22 protein-coding genes are annotated in these 16033 nt (G+C 65.0%); 9 read left to right on the top strand and 13 right to left on the bottom strand.

Translation table 11 applies throughout. The features are described from left to right. Window positions 1-48 precede the first annotated feature (48 nt). Complete coding sequence (locus NDO48_RS20700) at window positions 49-336, top strand: acylphosphatase (protein ID WP_018426128.1); 288 nt, start codon at window positions 49-51, stop codon at window positions 334-336. 17 nt (window positions 337-353) lie between these two features. On the opposite strand, the gene NDO48_RS20695 is transcribed toward NDO48_RS20700, so the two are convergent. The 4 genes from NDO48_RS20695 to NDO48_RS20680 all read right to left on the bottom strand — a co-directional run bounded on the left by NDO48_RS20695 (window position 354) and on the right by NDO48_RS20680 (window position 2609). Then, window positions 354-584 (bottom strand): DUF3297 family protein, encoded by a 231-nt coding sequence (locus tag NDO48_RS20695; RefSeq protein ID WP_018426129.1) that lies wholly within the window; start codon window positions 582-584, stop codon window positions 354-356. Between the two features lie 109 nt (window positions 585-693). Beyond that, window positions 694-1065 (bottom strand): YraN family protein, encoded by a 372-nt coding sequence (locus NDO48_RS20690; protein ID WP_018426130.1) that lies wholly within the window; start codon window positions 1063-1065, stop codon window positions 694-696. Beyond that, complete coding sequence (gene rsmI / locus NDO48_RS20685; protein ID WP_018426131.1) at window positions 1058-1957, bottom strand: 16S rRNA (cytidine(1402)-2'-O)-methyltransferase; 900 nt, start codon at window positions 1955-1957, stop codon at window positions 1058-1060. Before rsmI ends, NDO48_RS20690 begins: the two co-directional genes overlap by 8 nt. A gap of 214 nt (window positions 1958-2171) precedes the next feature. Beyond that, window positions 2172-2609: an EamA family transporter gene (locus NDO48_RS20680; protein WP_018426132.1), complete on the bottom strand. Its 438-nt coding sequence runs from the start codon at window positions 2607-2609 to the stop codon at window positions 2172-2174. A 99-nt stretch (window positions 2610-2708) separates the two neighbouring features. Between NDO48_RS20680 and NDO48_RS20675 the strand changes: the two genes are divergently transcribed. After that, the gene (locus tag NDO48_RS20675) at window positions 2709-3191 is read left to right on the top strand and encodes a GNAT family N-acetyltransferase (RefSeq protein WP_018426133.1); all 483 of its coding nucleotides are present in this window, start codon (window positions 2709-2711) and stop codon (window positions 3189-3191) included. On the opposite strand, the gene NDO48_RS20670 is transcribed toward NDO48_RS20675, so the two are convergent. The 5 genes from NDO48_RS20670 to rph all read right to left on the bottom strand — a co-directional run bounded on the left by NDO48_RS20670 (window position 3192) and on the right by rph (window position 6719). Beyond that, on the bottom strand, window positions 3192-3512 hold the full coding sequence (locus tag NDO48_RS20670) for a low molecular weight protein tyrosine phosphatase family protein (protein ID WP_018426134.1): 321 nt from the start codon (window positions 3510-3512) through the stop codon (window positions 3192-3194). Window positions 3513-3524: 12 nt separating this feature from the next. Beyond that, entirely contained in the window at window positions 3525-4682 is a 1158-nt protein-coding gene (gene hemW / locus NDO48_RS20665) for a radical SAM family heme chaperone HemW (protein ID WP_018426135.1), read from the bottom strand. A gap of 206 nt (window positions 4683-4888) precedes the next feature. Next, the gene (gene rdgB / locus NDO48_RS20660) at window positions 4889-5536 is read right to left on the bottom strand and encodes an RdgB/HAM1 family non-canonical purine NTP pyrophosphatase (protein ID WP_018426136.1); all 648 of its coding nucleotides are present in this window, start codon (window positions 5534-5536) and stop codon (window positions 4889-4891) included. Next, window positions 5536-5946 (bottom strand): VOC family protein, encoded by a 411-nt coding sequence (locus NDO48_RS20655; RefSeq protein WP_018426137.1) that lies wholly within the window; start codon window positions 5944-5946, stop codon window positions 5536-5538. The genes rdgB and NDO48_RS20655 overlap by 1 nt, the downstream gene beginning before the upstream one ends. A 56-nt stretch (window positions 5947-6002) precedes the next feature. Next, window positions 6003-6719, bottom strand: coding sequence for a ribonuclease PH (rph, locus tag NDO48_RS20650; protein WP_018426138.1), 717 nt, complete (start codon window positions 6717-6719; stop codon window positions 6003-6005). A 148-nt stretch (window positions 6720-6867) separates the two neighbouring features. On the opposite strand from rph, the gene hrcA reads away from it, so the two are divergent. Further along, window positions 6868-7938 carry a heat-inducible transcriptional repressor HrcA gene (gene hrcA / locus NDO48_RS20645; RefSeq protein WP_018426139.1) on the top strand — a complete coding sequence of 357 codons (1071 nt, stop codon included), beginning with the start codon at window positions 6868-6870 and terminating at the stop codon, window positions 7936-7938. A 98-nt stretch (window positions 7939-8036) separates the two neighbouring features. Further along, window positions 8037-8228, top strand: coding sequence for a hypothetical protein (locus tag NDO48_RS20640; RefSeq protein WP_018426140.1), 192 nt, complete (start codon window positions 8037-8039; stop codon window positions 8226-8228). Window positions 8229-8231: 3 nt separating this feature from the next. Here the strand turns inward: NDO48_RS20640 and NDO48_RS20635 are convergent, their stop codons facing one another. From NDO48_RS20635 to NDO48_RS20625, 3 genes are all read right to left on the bottom strand, one after another. Next, window positions 8232-9047 (bottom strand): YiiX/YebB-like N1pC/P60 family cysteine hydrolase, encoded by an 816-nt coding sequence (locus NDO48_RS20635; RefSeq protein WP_018426141.1) that lies wholly within the window; start codon window positions 9045-9047, stop codon window positions 8232-8234. A gap of 66 nt (window positions 9048-9113) precedes the next feature. Beyond that, window positions 9114-10064: a CHAD domain-containing protein gene (locus NDO48_RS20630; protein ID WP_267322270.1), complete on the bottom strand. Its 951-nt coding sequence runs from the start codon at window positions 10062-10064 to the stop codon at window positions 9114-9116. Next, a complete protein-coding gene (locus tag NDO48_RS20625) occupies window positions 10061-10534 on the bottom strand; it encodes a CYTH domain-containing protein (RefSeq protein WP_018426143.1) in 474 nt (157 codons plus the stop codon). Before NDO48_RS20625 ends, NDO48_RS20630 begins: the two co-directional genes overlap by 4 nt. Window positions 10535-10614: 80 nt before the next feature. On the opposite strand from NDO48_RS20625, the gene NDO48_RS20620 reads away from it, so the two are divergent. From NDO48_RS20620 to NDO48_RS20600, 5 genes are all read left to right on the top strand, one after another. Then, window positions 10615-11304, top strand: a complete 690-nt coding sequence (locus NDO48_RS20620) for a CerR family C-terminal domain-containing protein (protein WP_018426144.1) — start codon at window positions 10615-10617, stop codon at window positions 11302-11304. After that, entirely contained in the window at window positions 11301-12251 is a 951-nt protein-coding gene (locus NDO48_RS20615) for an HlyD family secretion protein (RefSeq protein WP_018426145.1), read from the top strand. The genes NDO48_RS20620 and NDO48_RS20615 overlap by 4 nt, the downstream gene beginning before the upstream one ends. A gap of 110 nt (window positions 12252-12361) precedes the next feature. After that, window positions 12362-13279, top strand: coding sequence for an ABC transporter ATP-binding protein (locus tag NDO48_RS20610; RefSeq protein WP_018426146.1), 918 nt, complete (start codon window positions 12362-12364; stop codon window positions 13277-13279). After that, window positions 13276-14424, top strand: coding sequence for an ABC transporter permease (locus NDO48_RS20605; protein WP_018426147.1), 1149 nt, complete (start codon window positions 13276-13278; stop codon window positions 14422-14424). The genes NDO48_RS20610 and NDO48_RS20605 overlap by 4 nt, the downstream gene beginning before the upstream one ends. Window positions 14425-14580: 156 nt before the next feature. Continuing rightward, entirely contained in the window at window positions 14581-15402 is an 822-nt protein-coding gene (locus tag NDO48_RS20600) for a DUF2066 domain-containing protein (RefSeq protein WP_040455947.1), read from the top strand. A 229-nt stretch (window positions 15403-15631) separates the two neighbouring features. On the opposite strand, the gene NDO48_RS20595 is transcribed toward NDO48_RS20600, so the two are convergent. Beyond that, complete coding sequence (locus tag NDO48_RS20595; protein WP_267322269.1) at window positions 15632-15955, bottom strand: hypothetical protein; 324 nt, start codon at window positions 15953-15955, stop codon at window positions 15632-15634. Between the last annotated feature and the right edge of the window lie 78 nt (window positions 15956-16033).

Genomic DNA, 16033 nt, shown 5'->3' with positions numbered 1-16033 from the left:
GGCCCGCCCCCGAAGGGAGGGGCAGCGCCGCCTCTAACGGACTTGGAGATGTCGATGCCAGACCAGAAAGCCGTCCTCGTCCGCATCACCGGCCGCGTCCAGGGCGTCAGCTTCCGCATCTGGACCAAGCGTCAAGCTGAAAGGCTCGGCCTCAACGGTTGGGTCCGCAACGAGCGCGACGGCTCCGTCAGCGCCCTGATTTCGGGGGCCGACGACGCCGTGGCCTCGATGCTCGATGCATTATGGCAGGGGCCGCGCGGCGCCAATGTCCGCAGCGTCGTGCCGGAAACGGCCGATCCGACAGACGCGCCTTCAGGCTTCGACATCACAGGCTGAGGCAGGTCGGAGGCGCCTTAAGGCTTCACGAACGGCTCGACAGTGCCCTTGAGCTTGATGGTGACCGGGTCGCCGTAACGATCCTTGGACTTGCCTGCCGGCACGCGGATCCAGCCTTCGCTGACGCAATACTCGCTGACATCCTCGCGCTCTTTGCCGTTGAACATGATGCCGACACCTGCCTGCAGCGCTTCGCCGTCGAAGAAGGGGCTGCGCGGGTCGATGCTCAGTCGGTCGGGAAGGGTCATTGCTCACTCCGGGAATTCAGGCGCCCTGCAGGGCGCAGTCAGCGTTGCCCGCATCGCGGGCTTTGCGAGGCCTGTTAAGGGCATTGGCGCCCAGCGTAAAGGGCCAGCCTCAATTCCGCCCCTGGAACGCGTTCTCGACATGCACCGGCCAGCGCCTCGGCAACACCGCAACCATGTCGAAGCGCACCGAAAGCTTGCCATAGTCAGGCTGACGTGACAGCCACAGATCGGCCGCGCCCTCGATGCGCCGTTCCGAACCGTAGGCTACCGCGTCCATCGCCTCCACAAGCGTTTTCCGCGCCTTCACTTCGACGATGAGCACCAGATTGCCGCGCCGCGCGATCAGGTCGATCTCGCCGAGCCTGGTCTTGTAGCGCCGGGCAACGATCCGAAAACCCTTGAGCATCAGCGCGAGCGCGGCCAGCCATTCGCCGCGGTGGCCGCGGCTTTGTGCCTTCTGCCGGGCGAGCCGGTCAGTCACCTGATCCTTCCTTGAGCTCCAGCAGCCTGCGGTAGAGTGCGGGCTTCTGCTGGCCGGTCATGCGCGCGGCTTCCGCAGCGGCCTTCGATGCCGGCATCTCGCTAGCGAGCGAAATCAGCAGCTTGTCGACATCGTCAGCCGTTTCGGGCCGCTGTTCCGGCGGTGCTACGCAGATCACGACCTCGCCTTTCGGCGTGTCCGCCTCGGCATAATGTGCTGCGAGCTCGGCCAGCGTGCCGGTGCGGATTTCCTCGAAGGCCTTGGTCAGTTCGCGCCCGATCGCCGCCTGGCGCGCGCCAAACACGTCGGCCATGGCCTCGAGCGTATCGGCCAGCCGGCGTGGCGATTCGAAAAAGATCAGCGTGCCGGGCACGGCCTTCAGTTCGCCAAGGCGCGTCCGCTTCTGCCCGTCCTTCACGGGCAAAAAGCCTGCAAAGAAAAACGCATCCGACGGCAGGCCCGAGGCGGTAAGTGCAGCGAGCACGGCGGAAGCACCGGGGATCGGCACCACGCGGATGCCATGCGCCTGCGCCTGCTCCACCAGCCTGAAGCCGGGATCGGAAACCAGCGGCGTGCCCGCGTCCGACACCAGCGCGACGCTGCGGCCGTTCTCCAGCGCCTCGATCAGTCGCGGCCCGGCCTCAGCGGCGTTGTGTTCGTGATAGGCGGTCGGCCGCTGGCGGATGCCGTAGCGGTCGAGCAGGACGCGTGTCACGCGCGTATCTTCGCAGGCCACCATGTCGGCGCCGGCAAGCGTTTCCAGCGCGCGCAGCGTGATGTCGCCGAGATTGCCGATCGGCGTCGCCACCAGATAAAGCGCCGGATCGAGCGGCCGCGCCGTAACCTCGGTCTGCCCGATCACATAAACCCGCCTGTTGTCGTTGTTCTGCACGCCGCCTCACTTTCAGCGCCTGTTTGGCACGACCGGTGCCTGGTTGCAAAACATGTGATCGCCATTGCCTTGGCTTTGCCACAGTGCGGGACAGAAATCGCGGCGCGGATCAGAACCCCTGAGATTCGCGATCAACGGCAAAGTACGGGCCATGCCTCATCGCTTCGACGCCTTCATCTCCCGTCTCGACGCCGCCACCAAGGCAGCTCCGCCATCACGCCTTGTAGGCGACCAGCACCGCTCCCGCCGCGATCAGCGCGACGCCGAGCCAGTTCGCCGGGCCAAGTCGCTCGCCCAGAAAGATGGCGCCAAACACCGCGACAAGAACGACGCTTAGCTTGTCGATCGGCGCCACCTGCGCCGCATTGCCGATTTTCAGCGCGCGGAAATAGCACAGCCACGACGCACCGGTCGCCAGTCCCGACAGGATCAGGAAGGTGTAGGTCTTGGTCGAGATCGTGCCGAGCGCCTGTGCCTGGCCGGTGGCGGTCACGATGCCGGCCAGCACCAGCAAGATCACCACGGTGCGGATCAGCGTGGCGAAATCCGAGTTGATGTTCTCGATGCCCACCTTGGCGAAGATCGCCGTCAGCGCCGCAAAGACGGCTGAAAGCACCGCCCAGAACTGCCAGGATTCGAATGCGGTGTTCATGTTGGCTCCGTGGATTTGAGCTATTGGCTGCTGGATAGTTGCTTGCCCGCCCCTTATCGGTCGCCAGATTTCTGAAATTCCAGCACGGCAGCAGGCGCGATGGCGAACATCAAGGACAAGAATTATTCCATCTCCGACCTTCGCGACAGGCCCGAATTCGCCGAACCCGTCGCCGACCGCATCTGGAATGCGTGGTGGCGCGCGGATGGCCACGAACTCGACTTCATCCAGGGTCTCGTGAACGAGAATTTTGCCTCCACGGACCTGCCCATGGCGCTCGTCGCCCATGACGGCAGTACATTCTTCGGCACCGCCCACCTGATCGAAAACGACCTCGAATCCCGGCCGCAGTATTCACCCTGGGTTGCCGCTCTTTGGGTGGACGAGGTAGCGCGCAAGATGGGAGTGGGCACCGCGCTTGCGCTTGCCACGGCGCAAGCCGCCTTCACCGCCGGCCACGACACCGTCTACCTCTGTGCCAAGCCTCATCTTTCAGGCTACTACGAAGCCATGGGCTGGCGACGCATCGAAGACGACGTCGAAGGTCTCAACGTCTTTGCGATGAAGCAGCAGGTGGTCTGATCAGTGCAGGTGCTTTGAAACCCGCTCTTCCAGCAGACCGACCAGCGCCGGTGCCATGAAGGCGTAGTCGTCGGGGATGTCCAGGCAGACGACACGCGCCTTAAGCGCCTTGCGGAACTTTTGCTGCAGCTTGGCGCGGTGGGCCTTTTCCATGACAAAGATGATATCGGCCCAGGCAACCAGCTCCGCAGTCAGCGGGTTCTCTGCGTCGTGGTTGGTGCCGGCTGACTCGACCTCGATGTCGCGGCGACCGGAAAATATCTGCTCGGCCGTCGGGCTGCGCAACTTGTTCTGGCTGCAGACGAAGAGAACGTTCTTCACTGCAGCCTGCGCCTACCGCGCCAGATCCGCTACGACCGCGTCCAGCACGATCATGCCTTCCGCCGTGGCGCGCAGGCGTGAATTGCCGATCGGCGCCACCAGTCCTTCGCCCTGCAGGATGGCCAGTCGCGCCGATGACAGCGACTTGCCCGAAAGCTGCTCGTAGCGGGCGAGGTCGATGCCCTCGACCAGCCTGAGCCCCATCAGCAGGAACTCGTCGGCCTCTTCCGAGCGGTTCAGCGTCTCGCCGCCGGTGACGCCGTGGCCGCGTTCTTCGACCAGATCGGCCCAGCGTTCCGGCATCTTCTCGGCAATGGTGACGATGCGCCTGCCACCTTCGACGAAGCGGCCATGCGCGCCGGGACCGACGCCGACATATTCGCCGTAGCGCCAGTAGGTCAAATTGTGCCGGCTCTCGGCGCCCGGCCTGGCGTGGTTGGAAATCTCATAGGCCGGCAGGCCGTTGGCCGCCGTCACCTCCTGCGTGATCGCATAGAGTTCAGCCGCGTGCTCGCCGTCGGGTATCTGGAACTTGCCGGCATTGTAGAGCTGGAAGAAGCGCGTGCCTTCCTCGATGGTCAGCTGGTAGAGCGACAGGTGGTCGACGGCATAGCCGATCGCCTGCTTCAGCTCCGCCGCCCAGGCATCGGGTATCTGGCCCGGCCGGGCATAGATCAGGTCGAACGACAGGCGTGGGAAGATTTCACGCGCAAGGCCGATGGCGTGCAGCGCCTCTTCGACATTGTGCAGCCGTCCGAGGAAACGCAGGTCGGCGTCGTTCAGTGCCTGCACGCCAAGCGACACTCGGTTGACGCCGGCCGAACGATAGCCGCGGAAGCGCTCGGCCTCCACCGACGAGGGGTTCGCCTCCAGCGTGATCTCGGCGTTGTTTGCAATTGTCCAGTTGGCGGCAATCGCCTCCAGCACCGCGCCGACGGTCTCCGGCTTCATCAGCGACGGCGTGCCGCCGCCGAGGAACACGCTCGTCACCTCGCGCGGTCCGGTGCGGGCGCGCATCGTCGCAAGCTCGGTCGCAAAGGCGCGGGCAAAGCGCTCCTGGTCGACAGGCTGGTGACGGACATGGCTATTGAAATCGCAATAAGGGCATTTGGCCGCGCAGAACGGCCAATGCACATAGACGCCGAAGCCGGGGGAGCGGTCGAAGGTCACAGGGCTGCCCTCGAAGACTGGCGCTGCCCCTCATTCGGCCGCCGCCACACGGGGGCGGCTCTCGGGTCTCGCCTCGTCCTTTGGGGCCCGGCGATCGGGGAGAAGGACGAAGCTACGGCGTCGCGGCCAGCCTCCTTCGCCCCGTTTACGGGGAGAAGATCCCGGCAGAGGGATGCGGGGCGGCGCTTGCGTTCCAACGACATTCCTCAGGCCGAACCAAGCTTGGCGCGCGCAAACTTCTGGAAGGCGCGCGCCCGGTGCGACAGGGCATCGGCCTGGCCCGGCTTCCAGCCGTGCTTTTCGTCGGCGCTCATCTCGCCGAAGGTCTTGTCGAAGCCTTCGGGCATGAACACCGGGTCGTACCCAAAACCCTTTTCACCGCGCGGCGGCCACACCAGCTTGCCTTCGGCCTCGCCGCGGAAATATTCGGCGTGCCCGTCGGGCCAGGCCAGGCAGATGACGGCGACGAAGCGGCCGCTGCGCTGGTCCGGCGAGCTTGCGCCGCGTTCCTGCATGGCGTCCTCGGTGCGCTGCATCGCCATGGCGAAGTCGCGCGTCCCGTCTTCCTTCTCGGCCCAGTTGGCGGTGTAGACGCCGGGTGCGCCGTCGAGCGCGTCGACCACGAGGCCGGAATCATCCGACAGTGCCGGCAGGTCGGTCGCCTGTGCTGCAGCCAGTGCCTTGATGTAGGCGTTCTGCTCGAAGGTCGTGCCGGTCTCGTCGGGCTCGGGCAGGCCGTATTCCTTGGCCGACTTAGCCTCGAAACCGAACGGCGCCATCAGGTCGGCGAATTCGCGCAGCTTGCCGGCATTGTGGCTGGCGATCACGATCTTCTTGTCGGCGAGTTCACGCATCAGATACCCCATATCCTCGGCTCGGCGATTTCAAGCGAATTGCCCGAGGGATCGCGGAAATAGATGGAGCGGCCGCCGTTCGGCCACTCAAAATCGGCTTCGATGACAATGCCTTGGCCTTCGAGCCGGACTTTCCAGTCATCGATCTCGGCTGCAGTGCCGGCAAAACACAGATGCCCCTGACCCGACCCGCCATGCGGCGGCACCGGCAGCCTTGCGCCCGGCTTCGGCGCTTGCCGCGTCGCCTCGGCGTAAAACAGCAACAGCACGCCCTGGCCGCAGCGGAAGAACACATGCCGCTCCTCCACTTTGGCGATCCGCTCCAGCCCCATCACCTCGCCATAGAATCTCTCCGCAGCATCGAGGTCGCAAACGTAGAGGGCGGATTCGAGGATGGCCGAGGGTTGCATCTAGAACGCCTCCGGAACAGCTACCACAGCGCGAGCATGACCAACCTTGCGGCGGCTTACGCCACCGCCATCTGCTGCAGGTCGACCAGCCGTGCAATGCCCTTGCGGGCGAGGCCCATCAGCTGCAGGAATTCTTCCTCGGAGAACGGCGTGCCTTCGGCGGTGCCCTGGATCTCGACGATGCCGCCCTTGCCGGTCATGACGAAATTGGCGTCGGTGCCGGCAGACGAATCCTCGAGATAGTCGAGATCGATGACCGGCTGGCCGTCATGGATACCGCAGGAAATGGCGGCGACATGGTCCTTCAGCACCTTGTCGACCTTCACCATCTGGCGCGCTTCCATCCAGCGCAGGCAGTCGTGCAGGGCGATCCAAGCGCCGGTGATCGAGGCAGTGCGGGTGCCGCCGTCGGCCTGCAGCACGTCGCAGTCGACGGTGATCTGCTGTTCGCCCAGCGCCTGCATGTCGACGACGGCGCGCAAGGAGCGTCCGATCAGGCGCTGGATCTCCAGCGTGCGGCCGCCCTGCTTGCCAGAGGAGGCCTCGCGGCGCATGCGGTCGCCGGTCGAGCGCGGCAGCATGCCGTATTCGGCCGTCACCCAGCCCTTGCCGGTGTTGCGCATCCAGCCCGGCACCTTCTCTTCAAGGCTTGCCGTGCACAGCACATGGGTGTCGCCGAACTTGACGAGGCACGAGCCTTCGGCGTGCTTGGAGATGTTGCGCTCGAAGGAAACGGCGCGCATTTCGTCGAACTGGCGTTTTGAGGGGCGCATTCGGGTTCTTTCCAGGGAAAATCGTAAACGTTGCCGGCTTGTAGCCCCATGCCGGGTGCAGCGCAAAGGAAAACGGGTCGCAGCGCCCAGGCGGTTGTGTTCGGCCCGGCGCTGTCTATATCATTTGAGGCGGAGACCACGAACAGACATGACCAAAGCGGTTACCGACCCCAGCCTGCAATCCCTCGACATGCGCTCGCGCGACATCTTCCGGCGCATCGTCGATTCCTATCTGCGCGACGGCGAACCCGTCGGCTCTCGCAACCTGTCGCGCATGCTGCCCTCGTCGCTGTCGCCGGCCACCGTGCGCAACGTCATGAGCGACCTCGAACATCTCGGTCTCGTCTACGCGCCGCACATCTCCGCCGGGCGCCTGCCGACGCAGAAGGGGCTCCGGTTCTTCGTCGACGCCTTCATGGAGCTTGGCGATCTCTCCGACGAGGAGCGCCGCACCATCGATGCCCAGGTCAAGGCCTCGGGCGAGGGCGCCACGCTCGAACATATGCTGACCGAAGCCAGCCAGATGCTGTCGGGCATGTCGCGCGGCGCCGGCCTCGTGCTCGCCACCAAGAACGAGGTCGCCCTCAAGCACATCGAGTTTATCCAGCTCGAACCCACCAAGGCGCTTGCCGTGCTCGTCTCGCAGAATGGCGATGTCGAAAACCGCGTCGTCGAGCTGCCGCTCGGCGTCACCGTCTCCCAGTTGCATGAGGCGTCTAACTTTCTCAATGCCCATATCCGCGGCCGCACCCTCGCCGAGGCGCGGCTCGAGATTGCCCGCATCAAGGACGAGACCAAGGCGGCGCTCGACACGCTGTCGCAGCAGCTGGTCGAAAAGGGCCTCGCCGTCTGGGCCGGCGCCGAGAGCGGTCTGCCGGCGCGCCTAATCGTGCGTGGCCGCGCCAACCTGCTCGAAAACGTCACTGCCCAGGCCGACATCGAACTTCTCAAGCACCTGTTCGAGGACATGGAAACCCAGGACGGGCTGATCCAGTTGCTCGACCTCGCCGAGGAAGGCTCGGGCGTGCGCATCTTCATCGGCTCGGAGAACCGGCTGTTTTCGCTGTCGGGCTCATCGCTTGTCGTCGCGCCCTATCGCGACAAGGATGCCCGCGTCGTCGGCGCGCTCGGCGTCATCGGCCCGACCCGGCTCAACTATGCCCGCATCGTGCCGATGGTCGACTATACGGCGCAGCTGATTTCGCGCATGCTGCGCTGACTGCCCAGTCCGCGCCGAGCCAGACCGCCGCAGGTTTCGGAAAGTGCTCTGCGCACTCTCGACAGGGTTGGGCAAACGGCGTTCCAAGGGAGGCCCAGATGGCGCTCGAACAGATCAAGGCCCAGATCGCGGTCCTGTTTCAGGAGATGGTCAACCAGCCCGAGGACGCCCACGAGCTTCAGGAACAGATCCGCGAAAAGCTCGCCGAACTGCGCGCGCAAGGCCTGCCGCTGCCCAAGGACTTAGTCGATCTCGAAAAGCGCCTCGATGAGGATTTTTCGCAGGCCTGAGGTTCAGGCGCTTCCGGTCTTTTCCCCGTCGCCGCCGCTCTTTGCCTCCTCGCCCCAGGTGATCTGGCGGTAGTCGAAGCCATATTCCAGCGTCGGCTTGACGATCCTGAAATAGGGCGACAGGTCGAAGTCGCGCGGCGTGTAGAGCGAATGGTGGCGGATGTGCATGATCTCGCGCCGCATGTAGTTCGACTGGGCCGACGCCCGGCCGGGCGCACGCGTGATCTCGGGCAGGATCGGATAGCGGATCTCGCCATAGGCTTCGGCGATCATCGTCGAGCAGATGGCGCGTGTCGGGTCGCCCGAGCCGAAGGCCAGCATCCGGCGCCGCCAGCGCACCGGCACCGGTGGCGCGGGCATGAAATAGCGCAGCATGTCGAAGATGTTCTTCATGTCGTATTTCAGCCCGAGCCGGGCCAGCATGAAGTCGACCACCTTCTGGCGGTCTTCCGGCGACAGGCCGTTGGCCCGGCAGATGCGGGTGTTGTAGGTGCGGTACTTGGACAGCGGCACCGCAACGCAGCCTTCTCCGAGATTGACTTCGATCAGTCGCGGCCGCTCAGAGCCGTCGGCGGGCTCGGGCAGCGCATCGCCGACATAAAGCGCTGAATGAGACCATGTCGACTGGGTCAGGTACTTGATGACCGCTGAGATGTGCTGGTTGCCTTCGACCAACAGGATGTCGCCAGGCTGCAGTGTCCGCCGCAGCGTCTCGGGATCGGATGGCGTGTAGGGCTGGTAGCCGGAGGATTCGGCCTGCAGCAGCGCCGCCACCCGGCGCCCGAGCCGGTCGAGCAATGTGTCCGTCTTCTGCGTCATGAGCGAAGGACGTAGCACGGGGCAGGCCGGCGAGGCCAGCAGCGTCGACGGCTCTTCTTGAGCCGGCTATTTTCCCGTCGAGGGCTCCGCCTTGCCGTCGGCTGCAGCCTCCGCCAATCCGTCGCGGGCCTTGTGGGCAAGCCGCCGCGCCACGCGCCTCGGCTTCTCCTCGAACAGGTCTTCCGCACTGGTAAGGCAAAGCTTGCGCAGCACCTTTTCCGAGCGCTTCAGGACCTTCATCAGCGACTTCTGCTCGGGTGCTTCGTCAAACGGTGCCTCATGCGCCTCGATCAGTGCTCGCATCACGAAGATGTCGTGCAACTCGCCAAGGCTCTCGCCGAGCATGTCGATGCGCTCACGCCGCGGCTTGACCGGCGATGGCCACAGCTTGCGCAGCAACGACAGATGCGCGCCATGGGTCTTCACCGCCTTGCGCAGCTCATGGAAGTCCTCGGCCTCGCCGCGTTCGCGCGCCTGCTCAAGCCCTCTGCGGGCGCGGCGCAGCGTGCCGAGCGCGCCCTCGGCCAGCACGTCGGCGGCAGCTTCGGGGCTGTCGGGCAAGGTGAGCGTCTCAAGCGCGATCCGGCCCACCGTGCATTCCGAAAGGGCGGCGTCGAGGGTGGCGGCAAGCCCTGCCTCGCCATAGGTCGTTTCTGCCCGGTGACGCACCAGCGAAAGCCTGATCGCGCCAAGCCCGGCTGCTTTCGCCTCCTCCGGAAAATCGTCGGCCAGCCTGTCGACGGTCTCGATCAGCGCGCTGGCCTGGCGCGGACCGGCAATCGAGCGCGCGATGTCGCGATAACGGTCGTTCTCGCCTCGGCAGAAAGCCTCCGCCCCTGGGCGCACCAGATGCAGCAGCGCCCTGAGGTTCTTCAGCCGGCGTCGCGCCTTGTGCAAAGCCTTGTCGGGGTCGTCGCGGGCGGCGTCGAGATAGGCGGCGATCTTGTCGAGCTCTTCATGCGCGATACGCCGAACCTCGACTGTGAGAGGTGCGCGCGGATCGATGCGAAAGCTCATGCAACCGCCTCCGGGACGTCGCCAAGCGCCAGCGACGAGTTGTAGTATTCCGCCTCGCCGGTGACCTCGCGGCCGAGCCAGCCGGGCAGCATGGCGGCCGGAACCTGTTCCGGCGTCTCCAGCTCGACGATGATCAGCCCCGACAACGCGCCATGGAAAACATCGACCTCGTAGAGATGGCCCCGGTGGCTAACATGATGGCGTGTCTTCTCGATGACATTGCCGATGGCGAATTCTTCCATCGTTGCCGCGTCCGACAGCGGGATCGGATATTCGAACTCGTCGCGCTCGCGGCCTTGCTCGCCGAATTTCAGCGTCAGCTTGGCCTTGACTCCGTCGGTGACGCGCACGCGCACGCTGCGGCCGCTGTGCGACGCCAGATAGAACTGCCGGATTTCGAGCTTGTCCGACACAAGGGTGCGCCACTCCGGTCCATTTACCAGAAACTTGCGTTCGATCTCCTTGGCCATGGGCGGCAGTAAAGCGTGTGGCGGGGCGCGACGCAACACTGATCTTGACATTAATCAATCGATTGATTAAAAATAATGGCATGAACAAGCCGCGCAACGTCGCCCAGCAGGCGGTCTCCGCCGCCGACGCCACCCGCACGTCCCTGGTCATGGCGGCGCTCAGCCTGTTCGGACGCCAGGGCTTCGACGGCACCTCGACGCGCCAGATCGCGGCCGCGGCTAATGCCAACATCGGCTCCATCGCCTATCATTTCGGCAGCAAGGAAGGCCTCAGGCTGGCAGCCGTCGACTACATCGTCGACACCATTCAGGCAGTCGCCGCCCAGGCTCTGGGCAGCACCACGCTCAGTCAGCCCGATCCCGCCAGCCCCGCCGAGGCTGAGGCGCAGATAGAGGCCGCTGTCGAGCGCATGGCCGGTTTCATGATCGCCCGTCCCGAGGCTGGCGAGATCGTCCAGTTCGTGCTGCGTGAACTGTCGACGCCGACCGATGCGCTCGACCGCATTTATTCCGGCGTGTTCGAGCCGGTGCACAGGCGCCTGTGCCGGCTGTGGGCCGCCTCGACTGGCGAGACGGCCGAAAGCGAGCACACCCGCATCACCGTCTTCATGATGATCGGCCAGGTCGTTTATTTCCGCATCGCCCGCGCCGCCGTCGTCAGGCGCATGGGATGGCCCGACATCGGCCCGGCCGAAGCGGCCAAAGTCATCGCCATCGCCAAGGAAAACGTCGCGGCCATCATCGCCGCGCGGAAGGCAGGAAAGCCATGAGCATCCTCTGTTCCATCCCGTTCGCCGCCTCGCTGTTTTCCGCGTGCGCGGGGCCCGCGCCGCTCGCCGTTGGTTATGTCGAGGGCGATTATGTACTGCTCGCTCCCATCGAGGTGGCGCAGGTCAACTCCATCGCCGTCCGCCGCGGTGACCGCGTCGAGGCCGGCAAGCCGGTGGCGATGATGGAAGCCGCCGACACCGACATCGCCGTTGCCCAGGCGGAAGCCGCCCTGGCCCAGGCGCAGGCCCAGCTCGCCGACCTCGGGATCGGCAAGCGCCCGGAAGAAATCGCCGTGCTCGAGGCGACGCTGCGCTCGGCCCAGGCCCAGGCCGACGAGGCTCAGCGCACGCTGACCCGCACCCAGGACCTCACCAAGAGAGGCGTCGCCACTCAGGCCCAGCTCGACGATGCCACCACCCAGCTCGAGCTCGCCCAGGCAGCCATCGGCCAGGCATCGGCCAATCTTGCCGTCGGCAAGCTGCCGGCGCGCCCCGAAGCCATCAAAGCGGCCGAGAATGCCGTCAAGGTCGCCGAACATCAGCTTGGCCAGGCCCAGTGGCGCCGCTCGCAGCGCACCATCGCCGCGCCGGCGCCTGGCCGCATCACCGACGTCATCCGCAACCCCGGCGATCTCGCCGGCCCGTCGGCCCCTGTACTGTCGATGTTGCCCGACGGTGCGGTCAAGCTGACGGTCTATGTGCCCGAGGCCGATTTCTCGTCGGTCAGGATCGGCTCGCTGCTCAGCGTCAATTGTGACGGCTGCGCTCCAGATCTCAAGGCACGCGTCAGCTATGTCTCGCCCGATCCCGAATTCACCCCGCCCGTCATCTATTCGCTCGAGAACCGCCAGAAGCTCGTCTACCTCGTCGAGGCACGGCCGGTGGATCCCGTGTCGGTGCTGCAGCCGGGGCAGATCGTGGATGTGGCGTTGGAAAAGAGCGAATAGCGAATAGTGAGTAGCGAATAGGGCGGGTCTAGGTCGGAACAGGTCATGGCAATCATTCTCTACTCACTATTCGCTATTCCCTATTCGCCCGCTGCCAGAGGCAGCATCCAATGAACGCCATCGACGTCAAGAATCTCGTCAAGCGCTATGGCGGCCGCGCCGTCGTCGACCATGTCACGATGTCGGTCGCCGAAGGCGAGATCGTCGGCTTCCTCGGCCCCAACGGCTCGGGCAAGACCACCACCATCCGTATGATGTGCGGCCTGCTCACTCCCGACGAGGGCGAGGGGCAGGTGCTTGGCTACGACCTGCGCAACGAAGGGCTGAAGATCAAGCGCGAAGTCGGCTACATGACACAGAAGTTCTCGTTCTATGAGGACCTGACGATCGGCGAAAATCTCGAATTCGTCGCCCGGCTCTACAAGCTCCGCCCGGTCGAGACCTATGTCGCCCGCACGCTGGAGGAGCTTGGGCTGACCTCGCGCCGTAACCAGCTCGCCGGCACGCTGTCGGGCGGCTGGAAGCAGCGTTTGGCGCTCGCCGCCTGCATCATGCACGAGCCGAAGCTGCTGCTGCTCGACGAGCCCACCGCCGGCGTCGATCCCAAGGCGCGACGCGAGTTCTGGGACGAGATCCACAAGCTGGCGCGTGGCGGTCTCACCGTGCTGGTCTCCACCCACTATATGGACGAGGCCGAGCGCTGCCACCGCATCAGCTACATCTCCTATGGCAAGCTCCTGGCAACCGGCACGGTCGACGAGGTCGTGCGCAATGCCGGCCTCACCACCTTCGTCGTCTCCGGTGCAAGGCTTGACCAGGTAGCTGCAGAACTCGAGGGCCGGCCGGGCGTCGATCAGGTCGCGCCCTTCGGCAACACGCTCCATGTCGTCGGCTCTGACAGGGCCGCGCTGGAAGCTTCGCTCGCCGATCTCGCGGGCCGCGAAGACATCAAAGTCGAGCCGGGCGAGACCAGCCTGGAGGATGTCTTCATCCAGTTCATGGCCGGCTCGAAGGACAACATGTCATGAAGAGCATCGCCAATGGCCTGTTCTCCTTTGCCCGCCTCGGTGCGCTCCTGGCCAAGGAGTTCATCCAGATGCGGCGCGACCGCATCACCTTCGCCATGATGCTCGGCGTGCCACTGGTGCAGCTGGTGCTGTTTGGCTTCGCCATCAACAGCGACCCCAAGAGTCTGCCCGCCGCGCTGTTGACGATGAGCAACGACCAGTACACCCGCGCCATCGTCGCCTCGCTGCAGAACACCGACTATTACCGTTTCGACTATGTGGCAAAGACTGCCGCCGAGGCCGAGGAACTGATGGCCAGCGGCGCGGTCGCCTTCGTCGTCACCATCCCCGCCGATTTCGGCCGGCGGGTGGTTTCCGGCAACCAGCCGCAGATCCTCATCGAGGCCGATGCCACCGATCCCTCCGCGTCCTCAGGCGCGGTGTCGACGCTCGGCACGGTCGCCAGCCAGGCGCTGCTCAGGGCCCAGGGTATGCAGGCGGCCGCTGCCGAGCAGGCCAAGAGCCAGCTCCAGGTCGTCGTCCATCGCCGCTACAATCCCGAGGGCATCTCGCAATACAACATCGTGCCCGGCCTGCTCGGCGTCATCCTGCAGATGACCATGGTGATGATGACGGCGATGGCGCTGACGCGCGAGACCGAGCGTGGCACGATGGAAAACCTCTTGGCGATGCCGGCGAGCCCGGCTGAGATCATGCTCGGCAAGGTGCTGCCCTACCTCGTGGTCGGCGCGGTCCAGGTGACGGTCGTGCTGGTCGCCTCCAAGCTGATGTTCGCCATCCCCTTCGTCGGCTCGCTGGCACTGCTCCTGTCGGCCATCCTGGTGTTCGTCATGGCGCTGGTGCTGCTTGGCTACAGCATCTCTACGGTCGCCCGCACCCAGATGCAGGCGATGCAGCTCACCTTCTTCTTCTTCCTGCCGTCGATCCTGCTTTCGGGTTTCATGTTCCCCTATCGCGGCATGCCCGACTGGGCCCAGGCGCTGGGCGAAATCCTGCCGTTGACGCATTTCCTGCGCATCATCCGCGCCGTCATGCTCAAGGGCGCCGAACTGCCCGCCGTCGCCGGCGAGATCGCCATCCTCGGTGTCTTCGTCGTGGTCTTTGCCGCCCTTGCCCTGTTCCGCTTCCGCCGCACGCTCGACTGAGCTCTTGCACCCGCGACCGGTCTGCTGGAACCTTCGGCAGCCAGGCTGAAACATGACGTCGCAGGATGCGGCTGAAAAATGGCAGCTGAAGCGGTTGAGTTGCATTCGTCAGGATGCCGCCCCTTTGGCTTCACGCATACCAGGGGAGCTGGCAGGATGTCGCGCAGGGTAATGGCACTGGTTGCTGCAGCATTTGTCGCCGCCGTCTCATTTGGCGGCGCAGCGGCGTCCAGTTCCGATCTCTACACCACCGTCACGGTCACCAGCGGCACCGCACCCGAGCGCCGCGCCTTGGGCTTCGGCAATTGCTTCCGCGACATACTGGTCAAGGTGTCGGGCGACCAGCGCGTGCTGGCCGAACCTGCGGTGGCGATCGAGGCTGGCAGGGCAGGGGAGCTGATTTCAACCTTCGCCTTCCGCGACCGGCTTTCCGGCGTGCCCATGCATGACGAGCAGGGCAGCTACGACCGCCCGCACGACCTCACCTGTGTCTTCGACCAGGCAAAGCTCGACGCCTTCCTGGCGACGCTGGGACGCAAGCCATGGCTCGAACGCCCGCGCCTGGTCGCTATGGTCGGCATCCGCGACATGAAGGGCGCCGAGAGCCTGCTCGCCGCCGATGCCGTCGCTCCACGGGACCAGGACATGCGCACGTCCCTTGCCGCCGCCGCCGAAAGGCAGGGGCTCGAACTCGTGCTCCCCAGCCAGGCGGCGCTGGTCGCGGCCCATGCTGATATCGGCAAGCTGCCCAAAGCCGATCCCGTGACGATGTCCAGCCTTGCTCGTGCGGCCGGTGGCGACATGACATTGGTCGGCACGCTCGTCTGGAACGACAAGGCGCTCGGCTGGGTCGCCGAATGGCACATCGCCGGCCAGCCCACGGATTGGAGCACATCAGGCGTCGGCTTCGACGATGCCTTCCGCAACGGCCTCGGCGGCGCGGCCCAGGTGTTGTCGGGGAACGAGGCACGGAAATAGAGCTGCCTGCGTGGTGCCTGTCAGACACCCTGATCCTCCCCGCGAGGGGAAAGCGGATCTTGGTTGGGTTTCGACCGATGAATCCGAAGCTACTGGGATCGTGGAGACGGGGTGCTGCGCGCGTCTCCTTGCGCTTTGCAGGAAGGGTGCAGGGGCGGGCGTCTGCACGCGCCACGTCTGAAGACGATGCATGACGCTCCTGCAAAGGGGAAGACAACACGCCCGGAGATCACCCCAGCAGCGATCGTATCCGCTTCTCGCCGCCGGCCTTGCGCCAGGCGTTGAAGCGGTGCGTGGCCGCGGCGAACGAGATCTTCATCGCCCGCGCCACCGAGTAGCGCGACTTGCCCTCGTCAAACATGCGGTAGCAGCATTCGACGCCCTGTTCAGTCAGTTTTCCGTCGCCACCCTTGTTGTGTGGGTTAGCCGGGTCGAACATCTCGGTTGGTTGCCGCAGCATGTCCTTAAGGCGCTGCAGATCGGCTTCGATGCTGGCGATCAGCTCGAGCACGGGCTTGGTATCGAATTGCGGGGTCTTCTGCTTTGCCGTCATGATCGCCTCTATCCTGTGAAGTTAGGCAATATAGGCGAACATTGCCCTATAACAAGGAAGGCGATCCTCGATATCTGC

Origin of the sequence: Aminobacter sp. MET-1 (assembly GCF_026521175.1) — a bacterium.
Classification (GTDB): Bacteria; Pseudomonadota; Alphaproteobacteria; order Rhizobiales; family Rhizobiaceae; genus Aminobacter.
This window is presented reverse-complemented; position numbering and strand designations above follow the sequence as displayed.